Annotated in this window: 25 protein-coding genes and 1 tRNA gene; 13 read left to right on the plus strand and 13 right to left on the minus strand. The window is 68.0% G+C overall.

Annotation, left to right across the window (positions count from 1 at the left end):
• Positions 1–44 precede the first annotated feature (44 nt).
• Positions 45–121: transfer RNA gene (locus tag CSW60_RS12275), tRNA-Met, on the plus strand.
• Positions 122–181: 60 nt separating this feature from the next.
• On the opposite strand, the gene CSW60_RS12280 is transcribed toward CSW60_RS12275, so the two are convergent.
• Positions 182–1,675 (minus strand): CHAD domain-containing protein, encoded by a 1,494-nt coding sequence (locus CSW60_RS12280; protein ID WP_099537661.1) that lies wholly within the window; start codon positions 1,673–1,675, stop codon positions 182–184.
• Positions 1,676–1,807: 132 nt separating this feature from the next.
• Between CSW60_RS12280 and bioB the strand changes: the two genes are divergently transcribed.
• Positions 1,808–2,821 (plus strand): biotin synthase BioB, encoded by a 1,014-nt coding sequence (bioB, locus tag CSW60_RS12285; RefSeq protein ID WP_099537662.1) that lies wholly within the window; start codon positions 1,808–1,810, stop codon positions 2,819–2,821.
• Between the two features lie 12 nt (positions 2,822–2,833).
• Here bioB and CSW60_RS12290 read toward each other — a convergent pair whose 3' ends face one another.
• The gene (locus tag CSW60_RS12290; protein WP_099537663.1) at positions 2,834–3,133 is read right to left on the minus strand and encodes a hypothetical protein; all 300 of its coding nucleotides are present in this window, start codon (positions 3,131–3,133) and stop codon (positions 2,834–2,836) included.
• Positions 3,134–3,930: 797 nt separating this feature from the next.
• Between CSW60_RS12290 and CSW60_RS12300 the strand changes: the two genes are divergently transcribed.
• The 4 genes from CSW60_RS12300 (at position 3,931) to CSW60_RS12310 (ending at position 6,936) form a co-directional block, all read left to right on the plus strand.
• On the plus strand, positions 3,931–4,329 hold the full coding sequence (locus CSW60_RS12300) for a hypothetical protein (RefSeq protein ID WP_099537664.1): 399 nt from the start codon (positions 3,931–3,933) through the stop codon (positions 4,327–4,329).
• A 185-nt stretch (positions 4,330–4,514) separates the two neighbouring features.
• Positions 4,515–4,607, plus strand: a complete 93-nt coding sequence (locus tag CSW60_RS23155) for a hypothetical protein (protein WP_236634328.1) — start codon at positions 4,515–4,517, stop codon at positions 4,605–4,607.
• A gap of 264 nt (positions 4,608–4,871) precedes the next feature.
• On the plus strand, positions 4,872–5,654 hold the full coding sequence (locus CSW60_RS12305; RefSeq protein WP_099537665.1) for a phage Gp37/Gp68 family protein: 783 nt from the start codon (positions 4,872–4,874) through the stop codon (positions 5,652–5,654).
• A 31-nt stretch (positions 5,655–5,685) separates the two neighbouring features.
• Complete coding sequence (locus CSW60_RS12310; protein ID WP_099537666.1) at positions 5,686–6,936, plus strand: three-Cys-motif partner protein TcmP; 1,251 nt, start codon at positions 5,686–5,688, stop codon at positions 6,934–6,936.
• Positions 6,937–6,966: 30 nt separating this feature from the next.
• On the opposite strand, the gene CSW60_RS12315 is transcribed toward CSW60_RS12310, so the two are convergent.
• The 5 genes from CSW60_RS12315 to CSW60_RS12335 all read right to left on the minus strand — a co-directional run bounded on the left by CSW60_RS12315 (position 6,967) and on the right by CSW60_RS12335 (position 10,460).
• The gene (locus CSW60_RS12315) at positions 6,967–7,245 is read right to left on the minus strand and encodes an HPr family phosphocarrier protein (RefSeq protein ID WP_099537667.1); all 279 of its coding nucleotides are present in this window, start codon (positions 7,243–7,245) and stop codon (positions 6,967–6,969) included.
• Positions 7,242–7,649: a PTS sugar transporter subunit IIA gene (locus CSW60_RS12320; RefSeq protein ID WP_099537668.1), complete on the minus strand. Its 408-nt coding sequence runs from the start codon at positions 7,647–7,649 to the stop codon at positions 7,242–7,244. Before CSW60_RS12320 ends, CSW60_RS12315 begins: the two co-directional genes overlap by 4 nt.
• Before the next feature lie 75 nt (positions 7,650–7,724).
• Positions 7,725–8,159, minus strand: a complete 435-nt coding sequence (locus CSW60_RS12325) for an HPr kinase/phosphorylase (protein WP_099539108.1) — start codon at positions 8,157–8,159, stop codon at positions 7,725–7,727.
• Positions 8,160–8,170: 11 nt separating this feature from the next.
• Positions 8,171–9,778, minus strand: a complete 1,608-nt coding sequence (locus tag CSW60_RS12330; RefSeq protein ID WP_099537669.1) for an ATP-binding protein — start codon at positions 9,776–9,778, stop codon at positions 8,171–8,173.
• Positions 9,753–10,460, minus strand: coding sequence for a response regulator transcription factor (locus tag CSW60_RS12335; protein ID WP_099537670.1), 708 nt, complete (start codon positions 10,458–10,460; stop codon positions 9,753–9,755). The genes CSW60_RS12330 and CSW60_RS12335 overlap by 26 nt, the downstream gene beginning before the upstream one ends.
• 215 nt (positions 10,461–10,675) lie before the next feature.
• Here CSW60_RS12335 and CSW60_RS12340 point away from each other — a divergent pair, with 215 nt between their 5' ends.
• The 3 genes from CSW60_RS12340 to CSW60_RS12350 all read left to right on the plus strand — a co-directional run bounded on the left by CSW60_RS12340 (position 10,676) and on the right by CSW60_RS12350 (position 13,435).
• Positions 10,676–12,373, plus strand: a complete 1,698-nt coding sequence (locus CSW60_RS12340; protein WP_099537671.1) for a hypothetical protein — start codon at positions 10,676–10,678, stop codon at positions 12,371–12,373.
• A gap of 187 nt (positions 12,374–12,560) precedes the next feature.
• Positions 12,561–12,866, plus strand: coding sequence for a PadR family transcriptional regulator (locus CSW60_RS12345; RefSeq protein ID WP_099537672.1), 306 nt, complete (start codon positions 12,561–12,563; stop codon positions 12,864–12,866).
• Entirely contained in the window at positions 12,866–13,435 is a 570-nt protein-coding gene (locus CSW60_RS12350) for a hypothetical protein (RefSeq protein WP_099537673.1), read from the plus strand. The genes CSW60_RS12345 and CSW60_RS12350 overlap by 1 nt, the downstream gene beginning before the upstream one ends.
• 196 nt (positions 13,436–13,631) lie before the next feature.
• Here CSW60_RS12350 and CSW60_RS24025 read toward each other — a convergent pair whose 3' ends face one another.
• From CSW60_RS24025 to CSW60_RS12360, 3 genes are all read right to left on the minus strand, one after another.
• Positions 13,632–13,724 (minus strand): hypothetical protein, encoded by a 93-nt coding sequence (locus tag CSW60_RS24025; protein ID WP_236634329.1) that lies wholly within the window; start codon positions 13,722–13,724, stop codon positions 13,632–13,634.
• A gap of 88 nt (positions 13,725–13,812) precedes the next feature.
• Positions 13,813–14,670 carry an SDR family NAD(P)-dependent oxidoreductase gene (locus CSW60_RS12355; protein WP_099537674.1) on the minus strand — a complete coding sequence of 286 codons (858 nt, stop codon included), beginning with the start codon at positions 14,668–14,670 and terminating at the stop codon, positions 13,813–13,815.
• A gap of 65 nt (positions 14,671–14,735) precedes the next feature.
• The gene (locus tag CSW60_RS12360; RefSeq protein ID WP_099537675.1) at positions 14,736–15,833 is read right to left on the minus strand and encodes a DUF5694 domain-containing protein; all 1,098 of its coding nucleotides are present in this window, start codon (positions 15,831–15,833) and stop codon (positions 14,736–14,738) included.
• Between the two features lie 195 nt (positions 15,834–16,028).
• On the opposite strand from CSW60_RS12360, the gene CSW60_RS12365 reads away from it, so the two are divergent.
• Together CSW60_RS12365 and CSW60_RS12370 are read left to right on the plus strand one after the other, a co-directional pair.
• Positions 16,029–16,253 carry a hypothetical protein gene (locus CSW60_RS12365; RefSeq protein WP_236634273.1) on the plus strand — a complete coding sequence of 75 codons (225 nt, stop codon included), beginning with the start codon at positions 16,029–16,031 and terminating at the stop codon, positions 16,251–16,253.
• A 64-nt stretch (positions 16,254–16,317) separates the two neighbouring features.
• Entirely contained in the window at positions 16,318–16,626 is a 309-nt protein-coding gene (locus CSW60_RS12370; RefSeq protein WP_099537676.1) for an EthD family reductase, read from the plus strand.
• 110 nt (positions 16,627–16,736) lie between these two features.
• Here the strand turns inward: CSW60_RS12370 and pseC are convergent, their stop codons facing one another.
• Entirely contained in the window at positions 16,737–17,894 is a 1,158-nt protein-coding gene (pseC, locus tag CSW60_RS12375) for a UDP-4-amino-4,6-dideoxy-N-acetyl-beta-L-altrosamine transaminase (RefSeq protein ID WP_201723049.1), read from the minus strand.
• Positions 17,891–18,931: a UDP-N-acetylglucosamine 4,6-dehydratase (inverting) gene (gene pseB / locus CSW60_RS12380; RefSeq protein WP_099537677.1), complete on the minus strand. Its 1,041-nt coding sequence runs from the start codon at positions 18,929–18,931 to the stop codon at positions 17,891–17,893. Before pseB ends, pseC begins: the two co-directional genes overlap by 4 nt.
• Positions 18,932–19,061: 130 nt before the next feature.
• On the opposite strand from pseB, the gene CSW60_RS12385 reads away from it, so the two are divergent.
• Positions 19,062–19,478, plus strand: coding sequence for a hypothetical protein (locus tag CSW60_RS12385; protein WP_099537678.1), 417 nt, complete (start codon positions 19,062–19,064; stop codon positions 19,476–19,478).
• Here the strand turns inward: CSW60_RS12385 and tadA are convergent, their stop codons facing one another.
• Positions 19,479–19,961 (minus strand): tRNA adenosine(34) deaminase TadA, encoded by a 483-nt coding sequence (gene tadA / locus CSW60_RS12390; protein ID WP_099537679.1) that lies wholly within the window; start codon positions 19,959–19,961, stop codon positions 19,479–19,481.
• Between the two features lie 51 nt (positions 19,962–20,012).
• Here tadA and CSW60_RS12395 point away from each other — a divergent pair, with 51 nt between their 5' ends.
• A complete protein-coding gene (locus CSW60_RS12395) occupies positions 20,013–21,314 on the plus strand; it encodes a pseudouridine synthase (RefSeq protein ID WP_099537680.1) in 1,302 nt (433 codons plus the stop codon).
• Positions 21,315–21,376: the final 62 nt, after the last annotated feature.

Here is a 21,376-nt window from a genome sequence, read left to right on the forward strand (position 1 = left end):
AACCAAAGTCCACGAACCCTCCCTCACAATACAAAACACCCTGACGCGGGGTGGAGCAGCCCGGTAGCTCGTCAGGCTCATAACCTGAAGGTCACAGGTTCAAATCCTGTCCCCGCACCCAAGGGTCTAGATCGACAAGAAGCCGCCTTCGGGCGGCTTTTTTCGTGTCTGGAGCTCGGCTTCACCAGAACGGCTTGGCCTCGATGAGGTCCTTCAAGGCGTCACGAGCGGCGGAGAGCAGGTCTTGCTCCTCGTCGCCGAGCACCACGCGTTGGGCCGCGCGCGCGAGATCCGCGTCGCCGTGGGCGGCGAGGCCGACGAGGTCTTCACGGACGGAGCGGTCGTTGAGCGCGCCCAGGGTGTCCTGAGCGGCCTTGGCGGCTTTCACGAAGCGATCGGCGCGCTCGGCGTGGTCGGGGAACAGCGGGGCGAGGTCCTCGGCGGCGTAGCGCAGGGTCTTGCCCTTCAGGCGCAGGCGATGGCGGGCGGCGGCGTCGAGGTCGTCGAAGTGCTTGGCGCGCTTCTTCACCGCCTTGCGGCGATGCTCGAGCGCCTCGGCGGCGTAGGCCTTGGCCGAACCGTCGCGAATCTCGGCCAGCGCGGGATCGGTCGTCCAGTCGCCGGCCTCGAGCCAGGCGGCGGCTTCGAGCAGCACCGCGCGGGCGCGAGGGCTTTCCAGCGCGGCTTCCATCCGCAGATAGGCGTTGGCGTGGACCGCCTGTAGCCCCCGCTCGAAGGCGTCCTTGCCCGAGAATTCCGCGCCGGGCGCGGCGCCGCGCCAGATCTCGTCGACGAAGACATCGAGGTCGCGGGCGTTGTCAAACTCGCCGGCCAGCCACGAGAGTTCCTCGTCGAGGCGCTGGGCCGCCTCGTCCTTCGCCAGGGGCTTGAAGATCTTCAGCAGCGCCCGCAGCCGCCGGGCGGCGACGCGCGCCTGGTGCACGGCCTGCGCCTCGGGCCGTTCGCGCAGGGCTTCGAGCGCCGCGCAGAGATGGCCGAGATCGGCGCGGCCCAAGGTCTGCAGCGCTTCGCCGACGGTGGCCCGGTGGCTCAAGCCCGCCGCATGTCGGCGCGGCGGCAGGCCGTCCTCGCCGGCGGCGAGGCCGTAGCCGCGCTCGGCCTTGCTGACTAGCGACAGGCGCAGCGGCACGCGGTCGGCCAGGGTGCGAGCCAAGTCGAACAGCGCCCGAGGCGGGCCGGCCTTCAGCTCGAGTTCGAGCTCGCAGACCGGCGCGCGGCGATCGGCGGCGCTGAGCTCGCCGCGGTCCAGCGCCGTCTCGACGATCGCCTCGCCGACCTGGACCAGGCGCACCACGCGCTCGACATGGGTCGTGAAGACCGGCGCCAGGGGCTGGTCCCGCAGCATCGCGGCCGCCGGCGTCAGGGCCAGGGCGTCGCGATCGGGGCCCGGCCCCTCGACGACCGTCTCCCATTCGCCCCGCGAGAAGACCCCGCCCGCCGAGGCCGACTTCAGGGTCTGCTTGCGGCCGCCCTCGCCGTCGCGCACCCGCAGGCCGTAGCCGGCGCGGCGCAGGGCGTGGTCGGGGGTGTCGAAATAGGTGGCATCCAGCTGGCGCACCGCGCCCTCGCCGGCCTGCACGGCTTTCAGCTCGGCCAAGGCCAGGCTGGCGGCCTCGGGCGGCAGCAGGAACTTCAGCTCGATCTCGCGATCCATGACCTGATCCCCTCCCGCGCGGGTCGCGACAAAGCCCGAAAGAACGCCAGGGCCGCCCCAGCGCTATGGTGACGAACGCGCGCCTTGGCAAGGCCTTGCAAACACCATGGCGCCGGTCCAAACGTGCGCGCCATGAGCAAGATCAACGCGTTCGAACCCCGTCACGACTGGACCCTGGCCGAGGTCGAGGCCCTCTTCGACCTGCCGTTCATGGACCTGGTCCATCAAGCCGCCAACGTCCATCGCGCCTGGTTCGATCCCTCCGAAATTCAGCTCTCGCAGCTCTTGTCCGTCAAGACCGGCGGCTGCGCCGAGAACTGCGGCTATTGCAGCCAGTCCGCCCACTTCAAGACCGGCCTCAAGGCCGAGAAGCTGATGGAGGCCGAGGACGTCGTGGCCAAGGCCCGCGCCGCCCGCGACGGCGGCGCCCAGCGCTTCTGCATGGGCGCGGCCTGGCGCGAGCTGAAGGACCGCGACCTGCCCAAGCTGGCGACCATGATCGCCGAGGTGAAGGCTCTGGGCATGGAGACCTGCGCCACCCTGGGCATGCTGACCGCCGACCAGGCCAAGGCCCTGAAGGCCGCCGGCCTCGACTACTACAACCACAACCTCGACACCGGTCCGGACTACTACAAGGACGTGGTGACCACCCGCACCTATCAGGAGCGGCTGGACACCCTGGCCCACGTCCGCGACGCGGGCATGAGCACCTGCTGCGGCGGCATCGTCGGCATGGGCGAGACGCGCCGCGACCGCGCCGGCCTCCTGCATCAGCTGGCCACCCTGCCGGCCCACCCCGACAGCCTGCCGATCAACGGCCTGGTGCCCGTCAGCGGCACCCCGCTGGGCGACAAGATCCTGGCGGATGGCGCCAAGCAGATCGACTCGATCGAGTTCGTCCGCACCATCGCCGTCGCCCGCCTGGTCTGCCCGAAATCGATGGTCCGCCTGTCGGCCGGCCGCGAGGGCATGAGCCGCGAGCTGCAGGCCCTGTGCTTCATGGCCGGCGCCAACTCGATCTTCGTCGGCGGCAAGCTCCTGACCACCCCGCTGCCCGACATGGACGAGGACAGCCGCCTGTTCCAGGACCTGGACCTGAAGCCGATGGGCTCGGTCCGCGCCGAGTTCGTGGCGGCGGCGGAGTAGCCGGCGGAGCGCTCAGCCCCGTCCGACCCGGCGCTCCCGTCGCCGCATCTCGCCGGCCAGGCGATCCAGCACCGGCGTGCGGCTGGGAACCAGCATCTCGGCCCGCGCCTCGGCGAAGATCCGCCGGTTCTCGGCGCAGGTGGCCCGCATGGCCGCCAGCTCCTCGGGCGGGATGCGATCGGCCAGGGCCTCGGCCTCGCGCTCGGCCCGATCGGTGATCCGCTCCAGGCGATCGAAGAAGTCGACCATCCCCCGATCATGGCTGTTCACATGGCGCGGACGCTTGCGGCGGGGTGGCTTGGACTTGGGCATGGGGTGCTCCTGTGAAGTTCCTCCCCCGTGACACGGGGGAGGTGTCGGCGGAGCCGACGGAGGGGGCAAGCTGGACGTCGGCCGAGATGGCCCCCTCCGGCCCTCTGGGCCACCTCCCCCGCAAGGCGGGGGAGGAACTGACTGGCGGACACGACATCTCTGCTTCACGCGATCGCTCGCTGAAGGTGTTGGGGAGGCGACGGAGCGGCCGGGCGAACCCGGAGACCGTGAGTGTGATTTGCGTTTCGGCTCGAACGACCGCTCCGCCAGGCTGTTCTTGCCCGTGAGGATGGGGGGCGTGAGCGTGTTTCAGCTCGGGACCCCACTAGCCCCCGGACGGGCGCGGACCAACTGGAGCGGCGACTTCCGTGTCCAGCCCGACGATCCGCGATAGGCGGCTTATACGATCACCGCCCTGTCGCTCCGCTTTCGACCTTGGTCCCGACCGTCCCGCCACCCGCGCGCGCTCCTAAAGAGTAAGCCGCGCGGCCTGCCGAAACGGACGGGGACCGAAAGCGGCCCCGCTCAGCCTATCCCCGCCGCCGCTTTGGGCCGGATCCAAGCGCCCTCCCCCGCGACGGGGACGGCTCTGATTGTGCGCGCGGTTTCAACGCGGATGACCCAGCGGCGTGTAAAAGTGAGAAGTGTTTGAAATCTCTGGCTTCTATTCCGCCAACTACGAGCGTTCAGCCACGCCAATTCCCTCTCTTTGAAGAGAGAAGGATTCCCTTCCCCGATTGACGCCCGCCGCGCCGCCTGGTCATCCTCAGCTCCACCCAGCCCGCCACGGATCGGACATGAGCGAGCGACAAGAGGCCGGCTTCCGCGTGGTCGCGATCACGGCGCGGCGGGCGATGGGGCTGTTCGGGCCCAAGGTGGTGGACCTGACCTTCGAGGCCGTCGGCGCGCCGTCCATACCCGTCGCCAAGGTGGGCATGCAGACCAGCCTTCTGGGCGTGCTCAAGGTGCGCCAATTCCGCCTGGACTTCACGGACGGCGAGCGGCTGACCGGCGTCGCGCCGGCGCGCGATCGGCCGGCCCTGGGCGCGCTTCTCGCCCCGACGCGGCTGCGCGACCTGGGCTGGTGTCGTCACGACTTGAACCGGCGCCTGGAGACGGCGACGCCGAGCGTTCAGCCGCGCCAATCTCCTCTCTTTGAAGAGAGGGAGGGACCCACGCGCAGCGTGGGAGGGTGAGTAGACAGGCCTGCCCGGACAAGGCGGGCCGCTGAATGGCCGGGGCTTATCGGCCAACCCTCGTCGCCACTCACCCTCCCACCGCTTCGCGGCGGGCCCCTCCCTCTCTCGAGAGAAAGGGGTTTCGCGCGGGCCGGTCTGCTGTGTCAGCCCTCCCGTCCCCCAGCGGCGGGAGCCATCCTTACATCTCACGGCGAGACGATCGCGGGGCTGAGCGGGTTGCTCAAGGACGACGCTCCGCGTCGCCGCCGCGCGGCCGGCCGGAGGCCGGTCCTTGACCAACCCGCTCAGCCCCGCACGCTCCAGCCTCCAAGAGGTGTAAGGAGAGCGCCGACCTGGGAGGTCGGGTGGGCGAGGATCGACGCCTTGGGTCTCTGACGCACATGTCTAAGCGCAGAGGCACCACGACCAAGTACCGTGAATCCATCCTTAACGGACCCCACGCTATAGATGCTAATATTGCTGCTTGTTCTTTTTTTGTTCTTTGTGGCATGGTGAGGTTAGTGGGGTTGGTTCAACGACTGGCCCCTAGCGAGATCGCAATGGCTGAAACGCAAATCGAGTGGACTGACGCCACCTGGAACCCGGTCGCAGGGTGTACGATCGTGAGCGCCGGCTGTACCCACTGTTACGCCATGGAGATGGCACGCCGCCTAGAAGCCATGGGCGTCCCCAAATATCAGGGACTGGTCCGACGAAGCGGCGCTCGCACCATTTGGAATGGCGTTGTCCGCGAGGACGAGGGCGCGCTGGCCATCCCGCACGGGTGGAAGAAGCCAAGGAAGATTTTTGTCAACTCGATGAGCGACCTGTTCCATGAGGGCGTGAGCGACGCCTTCATCAGAAAGGTCTGGCGGGTAATGCAAGACACGCCCCACCATCACTATCAGATTTTGACTAAGCGGCCCGAGCGCATGGCGTCGGTCGTTGCTACGCAGATCGGCAACGTGCTGCCCAATGTCTGGCTTGGAACCAGCGTCGAGAGCGCAGAGGTCGCTGGGCGGATTGATTACCTTCGCACTGTGCCGGCGGCTATCCGGTTTGTCTCATTCGAGCCGTTGATCGGTGCCGTAGGTGAGATCGATCTTTCCGGTATCCAATGGGCGATCGTCGGCGGTGAGAGCGGCCGGTTCGCGCGCCCCATTCGAGAAGAATGGATCGACGAAATCTACGGCCAATGCGCCAAGTTCGAGACGGCCTTCTTCTTTAAGCAATGGGGGACCTGGGGCAAGGACAACAAGCGCAGGTCCAAGAAAGCTAATGGTCGAGAGTATCGAGGTCGGACCTGGGACGAAATGCCAACAAGCTTGGCCGCCGTACCATAAAGTCCGCAGAAGCTGAATTGAGGGGTGGGCGATGGAGAAACCTTACGAGTGGGCGAATGGTGCTGAACTTGAGGAGCATTCGCGCCGTAAGCACAAGATTCTCCGCGAATACTTCTTCCAGTATATAACAGTGCGCTGTCAGCTCCCCCAGCAAGAGCGATTTCGACTAGCGGTCATTGATGGCTTCGCAGGTGGCGGGCGCTATAAGTGTGGCACGTCGGGATCGCCGCTCATCTTCGTTGAGGAGCTAAAACGGGCGATCGACGCGGTCAACACACAGCGCGCCGCTCAGGGGCTAGGTTTGATCGAGATCGAATGCTTGCTCGTGCTGAACGACTTCAGTCGAGACGCGATTGAGCGGTTAAAGGTCAACTTGGCACCGCTCCAAACCGATATTCAATCTACGACGCCGCGCCTGCATGTGCGCGTCGAGTACATGAACGACCCGTTTGAGGGGGCCTACCCGAAGATCAAGCGAGCGCTCGAACAGGGACGATACCGCAATGTTCTCTTCAATCTAGACCAATGCGGACACAAGCATGTCGAGCGGGCCACGCTGGTTGATATCATGCGGTCCTACTCGTCGGTGGAGATTTTCTATACCTTTGCGATCGAGGCACTTATCTCATTCCTGAAAAAGGCCGATCCGATAAAGCTTGCGGATCAGCTTCGTCCGTTCGGACTGCAGTCGACGGATCTGAGCGCGTTGGAAGGCGCTATGAGCAAGAACACATGGCTCGGTGCTGCGGAGCGACTGGTGTTCGACGCCTTCAGGTCATGCGCCCCTTATGTGAGTCCATTTTCAATCAATAACCCAGGCGGCTGGCGTTATTGGATGATCCATTTCGCCAACGTGGTCAGGGCCCGGCAGGTTTACAACAACGTCCTGCATGACAACGCTAGCGCCCAAGCGCACTTCGGCCGCTCGGGCTTGAACATGCTTTCCTATGACCCCAGCCATGAAGACGGGGCGCTCTATCTATTTGATGTCAGCGGACGGGAGGGAGCCCGAACCCAGTTGCTGACCGATATCCCTCGGCTTATCTCGGAGGCGGGGGATGTCATTCGGGTCGGCGAATTCTATGAGGGAATCTATAATGCAACTCCCGCTCACACCGACGACGTCCACCAAGCCCTCATCGATAACCCAGATATTCAGGTGATCACGCCCACCGGAGGAGAGCGTCGCTCTGCAAAGGCGATCGACGCGGGTGACATTCTTAAGCTCAAAGACCAGAAGAGCTTCTTCCCGATGTTCTTCGATGCCGGGAAGAAGACTTAGCGGGTAACAGCGCCAGTAGGCTTCAAACCCCTACCGCTCCTCATCAAACCGGTTCGCCACCAGCTCACACAACGCCTCCAGCGCCGCCGCCGCCTCCGGCCCCTCGGCGCTGATGTCGATGGTCGAGCCGATGCCGGCGGCCAGCATCATCAGGCCCATGATCGAGCGGGCGTCGACGCTGGCGCCGTCGCGGCTGACGGTCACTTCGGCGTCGAAGCTGGACGCCATCTTCACGAACTTGGCCGAGGCGCGGGCGTGCAGTCCGCGCTCGTTGACGATCTCGACCGTTCTGGAATTCATTCCGCTCACTTCTCTCCGGCGAGCACGTAGGAGGCCACGGAGATGTACTTGCGTCCAGCTTCCTGGGCGTGGGCGACGCAGGCCTGCAGGCTCTCGCGCTGACGCACGCTGGCCAGCTTGATCAGCATGGGTAGGTTCAGGCCGGCGATGACCTCGGCCTTGGTCTGCTCCATCACCGAGATGGCCAGGTTGCTGGGCGTGCCGCCGAACATGTCGGTCAGCAGGATGACGCCGTGGCCGTCCTGGTCGACGTCGGCGCAGGCCTTGAGGATGTCGGAGCGGCGGCGCTCCATGTCGTCCTCGGGGCCGATGCAGATCGCCTTCACGGCGGTCTGCGGACCGACCACATGCTCCATGGCGGAGACAAACTCTTCCGCCAGACGCCCGTGCGTCACGATCACGAGCCCGATCATGCCAGATATCTCAAACGGGATCCCCATTCCCTGCGCGACCGAGTGAACGCCGCGCGGGCGGTCTTGATACGCCCGTTAGAGAGGGACTCCAAGAGACTGCATGATGCGAACGATTTTCAGAGGCGCGGCGGGTTCTCGCGGCCACAGGTCGAAGACGGGGACGGTCATGCCCGCGATCGTCTCGGTCCGGGGCTCGGGCAGGCGCTCGACGGCCTCGGGCGCGGCGACGCAGCGGATGACGACGGCGACCTCGCAGAAGGGCAGGGCGGCCTCGGCGGCGACGACGCCCAGGCCGCGCACTTCGATCAGGCCGGCCAGGGTGTCGGGGGCCTTGCCATAGAGGCGGCCGCCGGCGGCGAAGGCGAGGACGCGGTCGTCGGCGACCAGGCGGAAGCCGTGGGCCAGGGCGCGCAGGGCCAGGTCGCTCTTGCCCGCGCCGGAGGGGCCCTCGATCAGGGCGCCGCGCCAGACGCCGTCCTGGCGGCGGGCGATCAGGCCGGCGTGGCGGATTTCGGGGTTGCTCACGCCCGCGCTTCCGGCAGGTCGACGACGAAGCGCGCGCCGATCACCGCGCCGGCGGCGTCGTGGCGGTTCTCGGCGTGGATCAGGCCGCCGTGGGCCTCGACGATCTGGCGGGCGATGGACAGGCCCAGGCCCGAATTGCCGCCGAACGCCCGGCCCTTGGGACGCGAGGTGTAGAAGCGCTCGAAGATGGTCTCGAGGTTGTCGGGCGGGACGCCGGGGCCGTCGTCCTCGACCGTGGCGATCAGCCGGCCCTTGGCGCGGGAGAGGCCGACGCGGACCTCGCCGTCGGCGGGGCTGAACGAGCGGGCGTTGTCGATCAGGTTGCGGAACACCTGGCCGATCGGGGTCTCGCGGGCCAGGATCTGCGCCGGATGGCCCGGATCGGCGCTGGCGAAGCGGACCCGCACGCTGCCGGGGGCGTCGCCGGGCCGCAGCTGGGCTTCGTAGAGGCTGGTCACCTCGGTCAGCAGGCGATTGAGGTCCAGGGCCCTGGGCGGATCGCGCGACAGCTCGGCGTCCAGGCGCGAGGCGTTGGAGATGTCGGTGACCAGGCGGTCCAGCCGGTTGACGTCGTTCTGCAGGATGGCCAGCAGGCGGGCGCGGGCGGCTGGGTCGCTGACCAGGTCCAGGGTCTCGACGGCCGAGCGGATCGAGGTCAGGGGGTTCTTGATCTCGTGGGCCACGTCGGCGGCGAAGCGCTCGATGGCGTCCATGCGCTCGGACAGCGAGTGGGTCATGTCCTCCAGCGAGCGCGACAGGTCGCCCAGCTCGTCGTGGCGGCGCGACAGGTCGGGCAGGGAGATGGCGCGCGCGCCCTGCAGCCGGACCTGGTCGGCGGCGCGGGCCAGGCGCTGGACGGGGATGGCGATCAGCCGATGCAGCAGCACGCTCGACGTCAGGATCGCGATCATGGCCACGACGATGAACGGCAGCAGCGCCCGGCGCTCGGCCGAGATGATCTCGTCGACGTCGCCGGCCTCGAGGGTCAGCACGCCGAGGATGGCGCGCACGTGCTGGATCGGGATCGAGACCGAGACGACCCGCTCGCCGTCCTCGTCGATGCGGGTGCCGGCCACGGTGCGGCCCTTCATGGCCTGGGCGATCTCGTCGGCCAGGGCCTTCTGGGCGCGTTCGGCCTTGGCCTGCTCGGCGGGAGTCTTGCGCGGGCCGTCCTGGGTCTGGCCCGGCTTGCGGGCGGGCGGCAGCACCTTCCAGTCGACGCGGTCGGCGACCACGAACGAGTCGGCCAACACCTTGCCGTGGGCGTCGAACAGCCGCGCCCGCTGCGAGCGCGGGATGAACAGCAGCTGGAAGATCTGGCTGGCCGTATAGGAGTCCAGCGCCGGTTCGGGCTCGCCGATCGTCGCCGACTGGTCGATGACGTTGGCGATCAGCTCGCCCTGGGTGCTGAGGCTGTCGATCCGCGCGTTGACGAGGCCGCTGCGCAGCTCGTTCAGCACCAGCGCCCCGACGACCACGATCACCAGGGCCAGGACGTTCAGGGTGATGATCAGCCGGCCCAGCCGCGAGCCGCGCGGCCAGGCCAGGCGCCCACGGGGGGCGTCGGCCCCCGAAGGCTCAGGCCTCGCGGTAACGGTAGCCAACGCCGTACAGGGTCTCGATGGAGTCGAATTCCGGATCGACCTGACGGAACTTCTTGCGCATGCGCTTGATGTGGCTGTCGATCGTGCGGTCGTCGACATAGACCTGATCGTCGTAGGCGGCGTCCATCAGGTTGTCGCGGCTCTTCACGAAGCCGGGACGCTGGGCCAGGGCCTGCAGCAGCAGGAACTCGGTGACCGTCAGGCGCACGGGCTTGCCGTCCCACAGGCTGTCGTGACGGGCGGGATCCAGGGTGAGCTTGCCGCGCTTCATGACCTTGGAGCCCGGCGCGTTCGGGTCGGCCGGGGCGGTCTCGCCCTCGGGCCGCGCGCGGCGCAGCACCGCCTTGACCCGCTCGACCAGCAGGCGCTGGCTGAACGGCTTGTGCATGTAGTCGTCGGCGCCGAGGTTGAAGCCCAGAACCTCGTCGATCTCCTCGTCCTTGGAGGTCAGCATGATCACGGGGATCTCGGAGTGCTGGCGCAGGCGGCGCAGCACCTCCATGCCGTCCATGCGAGGCATCTTGACGTCCAGGATGACGAGATCCGGCGGATTGGCCTCGACGCCTTCCAGCCCCGACACGCCGTCGTGGAAGTGGTTCACGGTGTGCCCATGAGCCTGCAGGGTCATCGCGATCGAGGCGACGATGTTCTCGTCGTCGTCAATGAGGGTGATGGCGGCCATCTATTCGATCTTATCCTTCGACCTTCGTCGCTCGTCCGATCCTACCGGTCGAGCGCATCAGCTTCAACGCGCGTCGCGGCAAAGCTTTCCCGCCCTAAGTCCTAGGCCTTTGCGGCCTCAGCAAGGCGCGATCGTGGCGCCCCCCAACCTGGGTTTCCCTCAACCTCACCTTAAGGTCTCGTACGCCATAGTCGCGCCTCGGGAGTGACGATTGAATGAGCCAAATCCATTACGAGCTTTTTGTCCGACGGAAGGTCGGCGCGCAGTGGACGCTCGAAATCGCCACCGAGAACCGCGCGCACGCCATCCAGACGGCTGAAGACGTCCTGGAGCAGGGCCGCGCCGTGGCCGTGCGGGTCAGCAAGGAGACGCTGAACCCCGACACCGGCGAATACAAGTCGCTCGCCATCTTCACCAAGGGCATGGTCGACGGCGGCAAGCCGAAGAAGGAAGAGGAAGAGCGCGATCCGCTCTGCGTCCAGCCGGCCGACCTCTACACCGCCCACGCTCGCGACCGCATCGGCCGCCTGCTGGAGGGCTGGCTGAACCGCCACAAGGCCACGCCTTTCGAGCTGCTGCACCGTCCCGACCTGGTCGAGAAGCTGGAAGCGTCCGGCACCGACCTGCAGCACGCGCTGCAGAAGATCGCCATTCCCGAGGCCGAGGCGCGCGGCGTCACGGTCCACGAGATCATCCGCCACTTCCAGGGCCTCGTCGAACGCACGATCGGCAACCTGAGCAAGGCGTTCAAGAAGGGCGCCCTGCCCGACCTCGACAAGGAAGGCTTCGCCAAGGCCGCCGAGCGCCTGGTCGCCGATCCCGATCGCGCCTTCCTGCTGGGCGCGGGCGTCGCCGCCTCGATCGCCCCGGCCGTCAACTGGTCGGACAAGATCGCCCGCCTGCTGGACCTGGCCGACGCCGCGCCGACCGAGCCGCGCGCCCGCGCCGCGGCCCTTTCCGCCATCGAGCAGCCGCTGGCCGAAATCATCGGCTCGCGCGCCGGCATGGCCGACCTCTTGGACACCAAGAACGACCTGGGCTCGACCCTGGCCGCCATGACCCGCCTGACCGGCGGCGCGGCGGTGGAGGCCTTGATCCGCATCGAGGCCAGCGTGCGCGCCTGCATGCCCGAGCTTTCCGGCACGGCCAAGCGGCTCAGCGACTGGCTGTCGGGCGACGACTTCCCGACCGTGCGCAAGGCGATCGCCGAGCGCGTCCTGACCGAGCTGAACGGCGTGCGCCGCCTCAAGCCCAGCGACGCCGAGGCCGAGATCGAATATCTGCGCGCCCTGGCCATGAGCCTGACGGCCGCCGCCGGCCGCATCCTGCAGGCCGAGGACATCCAGGCCGCCTTCACCACGCGCTCCAAGACCCTGCTGAACGGCGACTTCATCGACAGCCTGCTGGGCCGCGACCTCTCCTCATACGAGGAGATCAAGATCCTGATCCGCCTGGCCGAGAACGTCATGGGCGCGGTCAACAAGCGCAACGCCGCCCGCTGGCTGAACGGCAACATCAGCGCCATGCGCTTCGAGAAGGAAATGCGCCAGGGCCCCGACTCCCCGGTCGCCAAGCTGAGCCAACTGGCTGGGCTCCAGCGCCAGCTGACCCGTTCGGGCCTGGTGCGGGAAGATTACGAGCCGCTGTGCGCCAAGCTCGGCGAGATCGGCGCCCAGATCGAGGGCGACACGCGCCTCCTGACCATGCTGGTCCGCGCGCCCGCGCCGCTGCCGCATCGCCTGACCCTGCTGGCCAAGCTGGCCATGGGCGAGTCCGGCCCGACCGGCCCGGTCGCGGAAAAGGCCCGCGTCGAGGCCCTGAAACTGGCCCGCGGGCCCGGCGCCCGCGAGGAGCTGGCCGAGTCCCCGGCCACCATGGACCTGCTCAAGACCCTGGCCGGCAAGGCGGCTTAGGCGCGTCTTGGCGACGCGAAAGCGGACGCTTGCGAAGGCTGCAGAGGGTGGGGAGCGGCCATCAATTCTCCAGCCCTTCGCCTAGGCTGAAGTCCGGGCGCGGCCGGATGAAGTTCGACGACTGAGCCTACCTCCGCGCCCTAGCGAAGGCCCTTGTGCAAAATATCTACTTATGTAGAGTTATTGCATGACCATACGCCAGCGCCGCCCCTCCGCTCAGACGCTCGCCGTTCTGCACGCGCTGCGCCGCGGCGACTGGTCGTACGGGTTAGAGATCGCCAGCGTAACCGGGCTGAAGTCCGGCAGCCTGTATCCGATACTGGCGCGGCTGGACGAACGCGGCCTGGTGGAAAGCCGCTGGCTGGAGCCGGAGCGGGCCGGCCGGCCCGCCCGCCATGCCTACCGTCTGACCGCTGAAGGCCTTACCGCGCTGCGCGAGAACCCGACCTCCAACCACACAGTGCTGGCGCTGTCGCCCAAGGGAGCCGTCTGATGCCGACGACCGTCTCGCTGTCCCGTGTCATCCTGACCCTGGCGGCCTGGGTCGCGCCACCCGGTCGCCGGACTCTGTGCCAGGCGATGCGGGCCGAGCTGGACGTGCTGTACGACGGGCGGTTGTCTTGGGCGCTGGGCGGCCTAGTCAGCGCGCTCGGCTGGCGCCTGCGCGTCGACGGACTGTTCTGGGCCGTCGTCCTAGCGTGCGCCCTGCCAATCTGGCGCTCGGTGACCTTCCTCGCGACGGTTCCGATCTATCGCTTGCTGGACCGACTGGGATCGCCCGCGATCTACAGCTATTGGCTGCTGCAGCAGGCGTTAGTTTGCGCTTTGTTGGCGGCATGGCGCCCGCGCTTGGCCGCTCCCGCAGCGATCACCTACTTGGTCGTGCAGTACGCGATCAGCGAGATCGTGTGGATCTATGTATTACGTTGGCCGACGGGCAAGGGCGTCAAGATCATGGACGCCCCACCCGTGGTCGGCTTAAGCGCCGTCCTCTGCTGGTGCCTGATCGGCGCATGGTCCGGCGCGTCGCTGCGCCGGACCTTCGCCAGGCCCACGCTCTAAACCGTCTCCAGCGGCAGGGTCGTGGAGAATGCGATCACGTCCGATTTATCCGGCTCGGCTTCCGCTCCTGCTGACAATTTGGCATCCGCAGCGGATGCTTTGCCAATGTCCGACTAGGGTCGAAAGCCGACCTCGCGAGGTCGGTGCGAACCTTACATCTCTTGGAGGCTGCAGCGTGCAGGGCTGACCGGGTTGGTCAAGGACCGGCCTCCGGCCGGCCGCGCGGCGGCGACGCGAAGCGTCGTCCTTGAGCAACCCGGTCAGCCCTGCGATCGTCTCGCCGTGAGATGTAAGGATGGCTCCTTCTCCGAGGAGAAGGAGCGCGACCACCCCGCCAGGGTCCCATCAGGGTCGAAGCCGACGTTCCCAGCGCCCTGTCACTCCGGCAGCAATCCCAGCCGCCGGCCGGTGATCCTGTCCAGCGTGCGCTTGGGCAGGATCTCGGTCATCAGCACCTGCATCGGCGAAGGCGAGACGACGTAGCGGACCTTGGGCTTGGCGGTGGTCAGGGCGGTGGCGATGGCCTCGCCGATCGTCTCCGGCGGCAGGCCCGACTTGCCGATCGCCAGCATGAACTGGCGCAGCTTCTCCAGGGCTGGGGCGTAGACGGTGTTGGCGTAGCGGGTGGTGTCGGTCTCGTCGGCCTTGTCCCAGATGGGCGTGGCCACCGCGCCGGGCGCGACCACCACGACGTCGACCCCGAACGGCAGCAGCTCGCGGCGCAGGGATTCCGACAGGCCCTCCAGTCCGAACTTCGTGGTGCAGTAGGGGGCCATGAACGGATTGGCGTTGCGGCCGCCGACCGAGGAGATGTTGACGATCCGGCCGGGCTCTGGGGCGGGGGCGCCGCCCGCGCCCAGCAGGGGCGCGAAGGCCTGGGTGACGATCACCACGCCCGTCAGGTTGACGTCCAGCTGCTTCTTCCACTCGTCCAAGGGCAGATAGAGCAAGGGACCGGCCACGGCGACGCCGGCGTTGTTGACAAGGCCCGCCAGCGTCGCGCCGCCCAGCGCGGCTTCAACCTGTCGGGCGCCCGCGCGAACGGCCGCCTCATCGGTGACGTCGAACAGCAAGGGCGTGAAGGCGTCGCCGAACTCGGCCTTCAGGCGGTCTGCGTCGGCCGGCTTGCGCACGCTGCCGAAGACGTGAAAGCCCTTGCCGACCAGCACCTTGACCGCGCCCCAGCCAATGCCCGTGGACACGCCGGTGACCACCACAGACTTCTTCCGCGCCATTCTTTGCCCTCCCTGGGTTTTGGGGAGGATGCGCCAGCTGATCGCTATTCGCCAGGGCGCGGCGCTCAGCGCAGCGCGGTCTGGACATCGACCAGCCGCACGTCATGCATCTGGTTCAGATAAGCCTCGTAATAGCCCTTGTGCGAGGCGCCGACGATCGCCAGCAGGCGCATGCCGGGATGCTGGCCCAGCACGTCGCGGATATTGGCGACCATCCGCAGGTTCCGCGTCTCCCAGTAGCCGACGTACTGGCGGCCGAAGCCCTGGGGCGAGGGGTCTCGCAGGGCCGCGCCGAAGTCGCCTTCATAGGCCATGCGCTGGGCCTTGGCGCCGTTGTAGACGCGATAGAGGTTCAGCACGCCATCCGGCTTGTCGAGGTCTTGCTGAAGGCGCGTGTCCTCGGCTCGCCGGGCGTGGCTGACCGGATTGTCCCAGGCGGCCCGGATGGCGGTCTCGAAGGCCTTCAGTTCGGCGGGATCGGCGCTTTCGGCGGTGTCGGCCGTGTGGTCATCGACGCTCCACAGGCGTTCGTGCCCCAGGCGCGCGGCGAGGACGGCCGCGATCGAATAGGTCTCGTTGCGGCTGGCCCTGATCTTTTCCAGCAGGGCCACAAGCTCGTCATTCAGCTCCTCGCCGGCCTTCCGCTCGGCTTCCGGCAGCCGCAGCCACTGGACCAAGGCCGAGCCGCGCTCGCCCGCCGCCAGGAAGACGGCGGCCAGACGGCGACGCTGGGCGGCGCTGGGCTCGGCGGGCCAGGCGGCCAACAGGCGCTCGGCCTCGGCGTTGGCCGCGGGAACATCCAGGCCCAAAGCCTTGCCCGCCGCCGAGGGATCGGGGCAGTAGCTCTTCACGGTCTCGGCGTAGCGGGCGGGATACCGCCGCAGCGCGTCGCATTGCAGGCCCGAGAGGCTCTCCGTGGCGACGCCGGTCGGTTTCCACGCCGCCAGCTGTTCCAGCAGGGGTGACAGCCGCGCCATGTCGAAGGTCTTGGGCAGGCCCGAAAGATGCGGCGTGCCCAGAACCATCACCGCGTTTGGCGCGCCGCGCGGCGGTCCCTTCAAGGTGTCCGGATGGAAGGACGGCCGATAATCCCCCGCCTGGGCGACGGCGGTCATGCTGGCCAAGGTCACGGCCGCGGCCAGGATGCGGATGGTGCGAAACATGGATTCCCCTCGACGCTCTTGGCGCTTAGAGGCTCCGGCGCCGTCTCGCGGAGGCGCCTGACGATAATTTAATGTTGAGCGGCGGGCGCGTCTTCCCTCTGGATTCGCGCCGCCTGGCGGGCCAACCTGACGTTGTCGAGGGCGGAGACGATGACAGAGGACAACCGCGAAAAATCCGATGTCTGATTCGAGTATGTGCTGACGGCGGGTCGGTTCACGGCGTGGCCCGTTCGCTGGCAGGGCTGGGCGGCGATGATCGTGCTGATCGCGGGGCCGCTCGCGGGCATGATGGTCCTGACGAAAGCCTTGCCGCGCGTTCCAAGCATCGTGTTCCTGATTGGCGCCTTCGTGCTTTGCTTCGGGACGATCTTCCCGCTGGCCTATTTCAAGGGGCGGCCGTCGAAGCGCTCGGGCGTTTGACTCTTCCCTGGCGGCGCCCGCTAGGGTCCATCGGCGCGGTCATTCCGGCCGCTGGGAGATCGCCATGGCCGTGTTCACCGTCCTCTATCCCGCTCGCGAAGGCGCGAAGTTCGATCACGCCTACTACGACGCCCACCACATCCCGCTGGTGAAGAAGGCCTTCGCCGAGACGGGCCTGACCGACGTGCAGGTCCTGACGGGCGTCTCCGCCGGCGACGGCGGACCCGCGCCGTTCGTCAAGATCGTCACCTTGTTCTTCCGCGACGCCGAGGCGATGCAGGCCTCGCTGACCAGTCCGCAGGGGGCTGAACTGACGGCCGACGTGCCCAACTTCACCGACATCCAGCCGATCGCGCAGATCAGCGTGGCCTAGAGCATTTTCCGATAAGTGTGAAACGGTTATCGGATCGAAAAATGCTCTAAACTTTTGAATTAGAGCCCTTTTTATCCGATCTGATTGATGCAATCAGATCGGAAGGGGCTCTAGGCCAACACCTCGGCCAGGGCGTCGACCACCCGCTCGACATCTCCGTCGGTCATGGCCGGGTACAGCGGCAGGGTCAGGCAGCGGGCGTACCAGGCGTCCGCGCCGGGCAGGTCGGCGAGGCCCTGGCGGTTGACGTAATAGGGCTGGCGGTGGACCGGGATGTAGTGGACCTGCGTCCCGACGCCCTTGGCCTTCAGCGCCTCGACGACGGCGCGGCGCGTCAGCCCCAGGCCCTCGAAGTCGATCAGCACGGTCAGGAGGTGCAGGGCCGGGTTCGAGTGCGCGGGGCTCGCGGCCAGGCGGGCCTTGGGCGCGCGCTCGGGCAGGAGCTTGGCGTACAGCGCCGTGAGTTCGCGCCGGCGGGCGACGAAGCGGTCCAGCTTGTTCAGCTGCGACAGGCCCAGCGCGCAGAGCACGTCGGGGATGCGGTAGTTGAAGCCGAGCTCCGGCATCTCGTACCACCAGGGATCGCCGCCGGCCGGACGGACCATGCCGTGCGAGCGCAGCAGGCGGGCGCGCTCGGCCAGGGCCGCGTCGTTGGTGGTCAGCATGCCGCCCTCGCCCGTGGCCAGGGTCTTGACCGGGTGGAACGAGAAGCTGGCGAAACTGGAATAGGCGCCGTCGCCGACCGGGTGGGCGAGCCCGTCGAAGGTGGCGATCGAGCCCAGGGCGTGGGGGGCGTCCTCGACCAGCGCCGCGCCGGCCGCGTCGGCCAGGGCCCTTAGGGCCGGCAGGTCGCAGACATCGCCGCGCAGGTGGACGGGCAGGATCGCCCTCACGCGCCGGCCGGCCGCGCGGTTCAGCGCCTCGGCGAGGGTCTCCGGCGTCATCAGGCCGCTGTCGGGGTCGACGTCGGCGAACACCACCTCGGCTCCGACGTAACGGGCGCAGTTGGCGGTGGCCAGGAAGGTCACGGACGGGGCGATGCAGGTGTCGCCCTCTCCGATTTTGAGGGCCAGCATCGCCAGATGCAGGGTCGCCGTGCCGTTCGAGACGGCGACGGCATGGCGGGCGCCGACCTTTTGGGCGAAGGCGGTCTCGAACGCCTCGACCGTGGGGCCGGTGGTCAGGAAATCGCCGCGCAGGGCCTCCGCGACGGCCGCGATATCGTCGTCCTCGATCGTCTGGCGGCCGTAGGGGAGGAACCCGCTCATCGCGCGGTCTTCTCCTCCAGCATCGCCAGGAGACCTTCGGGCGACAGCCAGTCGTGGTTGTTGTCGCTGCTGTACGAGAAGTCCTCGCCCACCGGCTTGGCGCCGTCGGCGGCGGAATAGGGCGTGCGGCCGAACTCGGCGAAGTTGGGCTCGATCGCGTAGCGGTCCTCGAACTCGACGGTGGCGCGGGCGTCGTCGGCGCTGATCATGATCTCGTGCAGCTTCTCGCCGGGCCGGATGCCGATCACCTTCATGCCGGCGGTCGGCGACATGGCCTTCACGAGGTCGGGCATGGCCATCGACGGGATCTTCGGCACGAAGATCTCGCCGCCGCGCATCATCGTCAGGGACGACAGCACGAAGTCGACGCCTTCGTTCAGGGTGATCCAGAAGCGGGTCATGCGCGGGTCGGTGACCGGCAGCTCGGTCGCGCCCTGGGACAGCAAGCGCCGGTACAGCGGCACCACGCTGCCGCGCGAGCCGACCACGTTGCCGTAGCGCACGACGCAGAAGCGCGTGCCGATGTCGCCCGACAGGTTGTTGGCCGCCACGAAGGTCTTGTCCGAGGCCAGCTTGGTCGCGCCATAGAGGTTGGTCGGGTTGCAGGCCTTGTCGGTCGACAGGGCCACGACCTGCTTCACGCCGTTGCTGAGGCTGGCCCAGACCACGTTCTCGGCGCCCAGCACGTTGGTGTGGATGCATTCCGAGGGGTTGTACTCGGCCGCGGGCACCTGCTTCAGCGCCGCGGCGTGGATGACGATGTCGACGCCGCGCAAGGCCAGGGTCAGGCGCTCGCGGTCGCGGACATCGCCCAGGAAGAAGCGGAGCTTGGCGTAGGTCTTCTCGTCGAACTGCTCGCGCAGCTCGATCTGCATGTCGCTCTGCTTCAGTTCGTCGCGGGAATAGATGATGACCTTCCGCGGGGCGTAGCGCCGCAGCACGGTCTCGATGAACCGCCGGCCGAACGAGCCGGTGCCGCCGGTGACCAGGATCACCTTGCCGTCCAGATCGAGGGATTTGGGGGAGAAACGGCCCAAGGTCTGCCTCCGAAAGACGCGCGTCCGGCCCACGGCCGCCCTACGGCCGCGACGACGAAGCGTGGTTAACGATGCTGTTTGCACCCACAGACGTAAAGAGGACGTCAACCCTGACGCGCTAAGAGGGCGCATGCGCCGCTTCCGCCCTTTGCCGCTTGTCCTGGCCGCCGCTCTCGCCGGCGCGCCGCTGCTCGCGCCCGCCCCCGCCTTTGCGGGCCATGGCGAGGAGAAGAAGGAAGCGCCCAAGACCTATTTCGCCCTGGCCCCCATCAATGCGGTGGTCATGCGCCGCGACGGCCGCCGCGGGGTGATGACCCTGGAGACGGGCCTCGAGGTCAAGGATCCCGAGCTGATGAAGCGCGCCGAGGCCTCGACGCCCCGTTTGCGCGCGGCCTTCGCCCAGGTGCTGATGATCTACGCCGCCGGCCTGCGCGGCGGGGCGGCGCCGGACATGGACTATATCGGCCGCGAACTGCAGAAGGCCGCCGACCAGGTGATCGGCAAGCCCGGCTCGAAGGTCCTGCTGGGCTCGGCCCTGATCAGCTGATCAGGACTTCTTCCGCCGCGCCCGGAAGAAACCCCGCAGCAACTCCGCGCTTTCCTCGGCCAGCACCCCGCCGGTGACCTCCGGCCGCCAGTGGCAGGTCGGTTGGGCGAAGAACTGCGGCCCATGGACGACGGCGCCGCCCTTGGGGTCTTCGGCCCCGAACACCACCCGCCCGATCCGCGCGTGGCTGATCGCCCCGGCGCACATGGCGCAGGGCTCCAGGGTCACGACCAGGGTGAGATCGGTGAGCCGATAGTTCTTGAGCTTGGCCGCCGCCGCCCGCATCGCCGCGATCTCGGCGTGGGCCGTCGGGTCATGGGCCGCGATGGGGCCGTTGCCGGCCGTGGCGATCACCTCGCCGGTCTTGGGATCGAGGATCACCGCGCCGACCGGCGTCTCGCCGGCTTCGGCCGCCGCGCGCGCCGCGTCCAACGCCAGGCGCATCATCTGGCGGTCTTGATCCTCGTCCTGATCAGTGCGCATTAGGTCCAAAAGCCCATCGAGAGATGCGCCCAGCCCAAGAAGGACGCCAACATGACCAAGCCACACGATCCCCTGTACGAGCCTGAACTCGACGGTCAAGACGGCGATCTCGACAACGGCCCCGGCGAGCGGGTCGCCAAGGCCCTGGCGCGGGCGGGCGTGGCCTCGCGGCGCGAGGTCGAGCGGCTGATCGAGGCGGGCCGCGTGGCGATCAACGGCAAGGTGCTGACGACCCCCGCGATCAAGGTCAAGCCGGGCGACTTCCTGACCGTCGACGGCCAGCTGGTGGCCGAGCGCGAGCCGACGCGGATCTTCCGCTACCACAAGCCCACCGGCCTGATGACCACCCACAGCGACCCCAAGGGCCGCCCGACGGTGTTCCAGACCCTGCCCAAGGATCTGCCGCGCCTGATCTCGGTCGGCCGCCTGGATTTGAACTCCGAGGGCCTGCTGCTGCTGACCAACGACGGCGAGCTGTCGCGCGCCCTGGAGACGCCCAGCAACGCCTGGGTCCGCCGCTATCGCGCCCGAGCCTTCGGCGACACCACCCAGGCCAAGCTGGATGCGCTGAAGGACGGCGTGACGGTCGAGGGCGTCAAGTACGGCCCGATCGAGGCCAAGCTGGACAAGGCCCACGACAGGGCCGGCGGCGGCAAGAACATCTGGATCACGGTCTCGCTGTCGGAAGGCAAGAACCGCGAGGTCCGCAAGGTGCTGGAGTCGGTCGGCCTGAAGGTCAACCGCCTGATCCGCATGTCCTATGGCCCGTTCGCGCTCGGGACCCTGGCCGCCGGCCAGATCGAGGAGGTCGGGCCCCGGGTGATCCGCGAGCTGCTGGAAGGCGTCGTGCCGCCCGAGAACATGCCGACCGGCGATCGTCCGAAGTTCGCCGGGATCGCCAATCCAGTGAAGGCCCCGGGCACGGACGGCGGCGGCGACCTGCAGCGTCGCGGCGTCCCCCGAGCCGATCGCGAAATCCTGCCCGCCGCGCCGGAACGGCCCGAGAAGCCGGTCTACAAGGCCGGATGGGCCAAACCGAAGAAGAAGGCCGCGCCGCATGCTCCGGCCAAAGGCGCGGCCAAGGCCAAGCGCGCGCCGGCCAAGTCGATCGAGACCAAGTTCATCGACGACAAGAAGCCCGTCGCGCGCGGCAAGCCGGCGGCGCGTCCGGCTGGGAAGCTTGGCGCGAAGCCGGTCGAGGGCGCGGCGCGGCGTGTCTCGGAAAAGTCCGGCAAGCCGATGGGCCGCCCTGATGCTCGTCCCTCTGGCGCGCGTCCCGCTGGCCCTCGCCCCACGGCCGCCCGGCCCCAAGGCGGTCGCGGTCCGGCCCCGCGCGGTGGTCCCAAACGCTAGGACGGATCGACATTCCAAGCCGGGACGAATTCCCGCCTTCCTGGGCCCTGTGCCCAGGACCC

The sequence above is a fragment of the Caulobacter sp. X genome (genome assembly GCF_002742635.1).
Classification (GTDB): domain Bacteria; phylum Pseudomonadota; class Alphaproteobacteria; order Caulobacterales; family Caulobacteraceae; genus Caulobacter.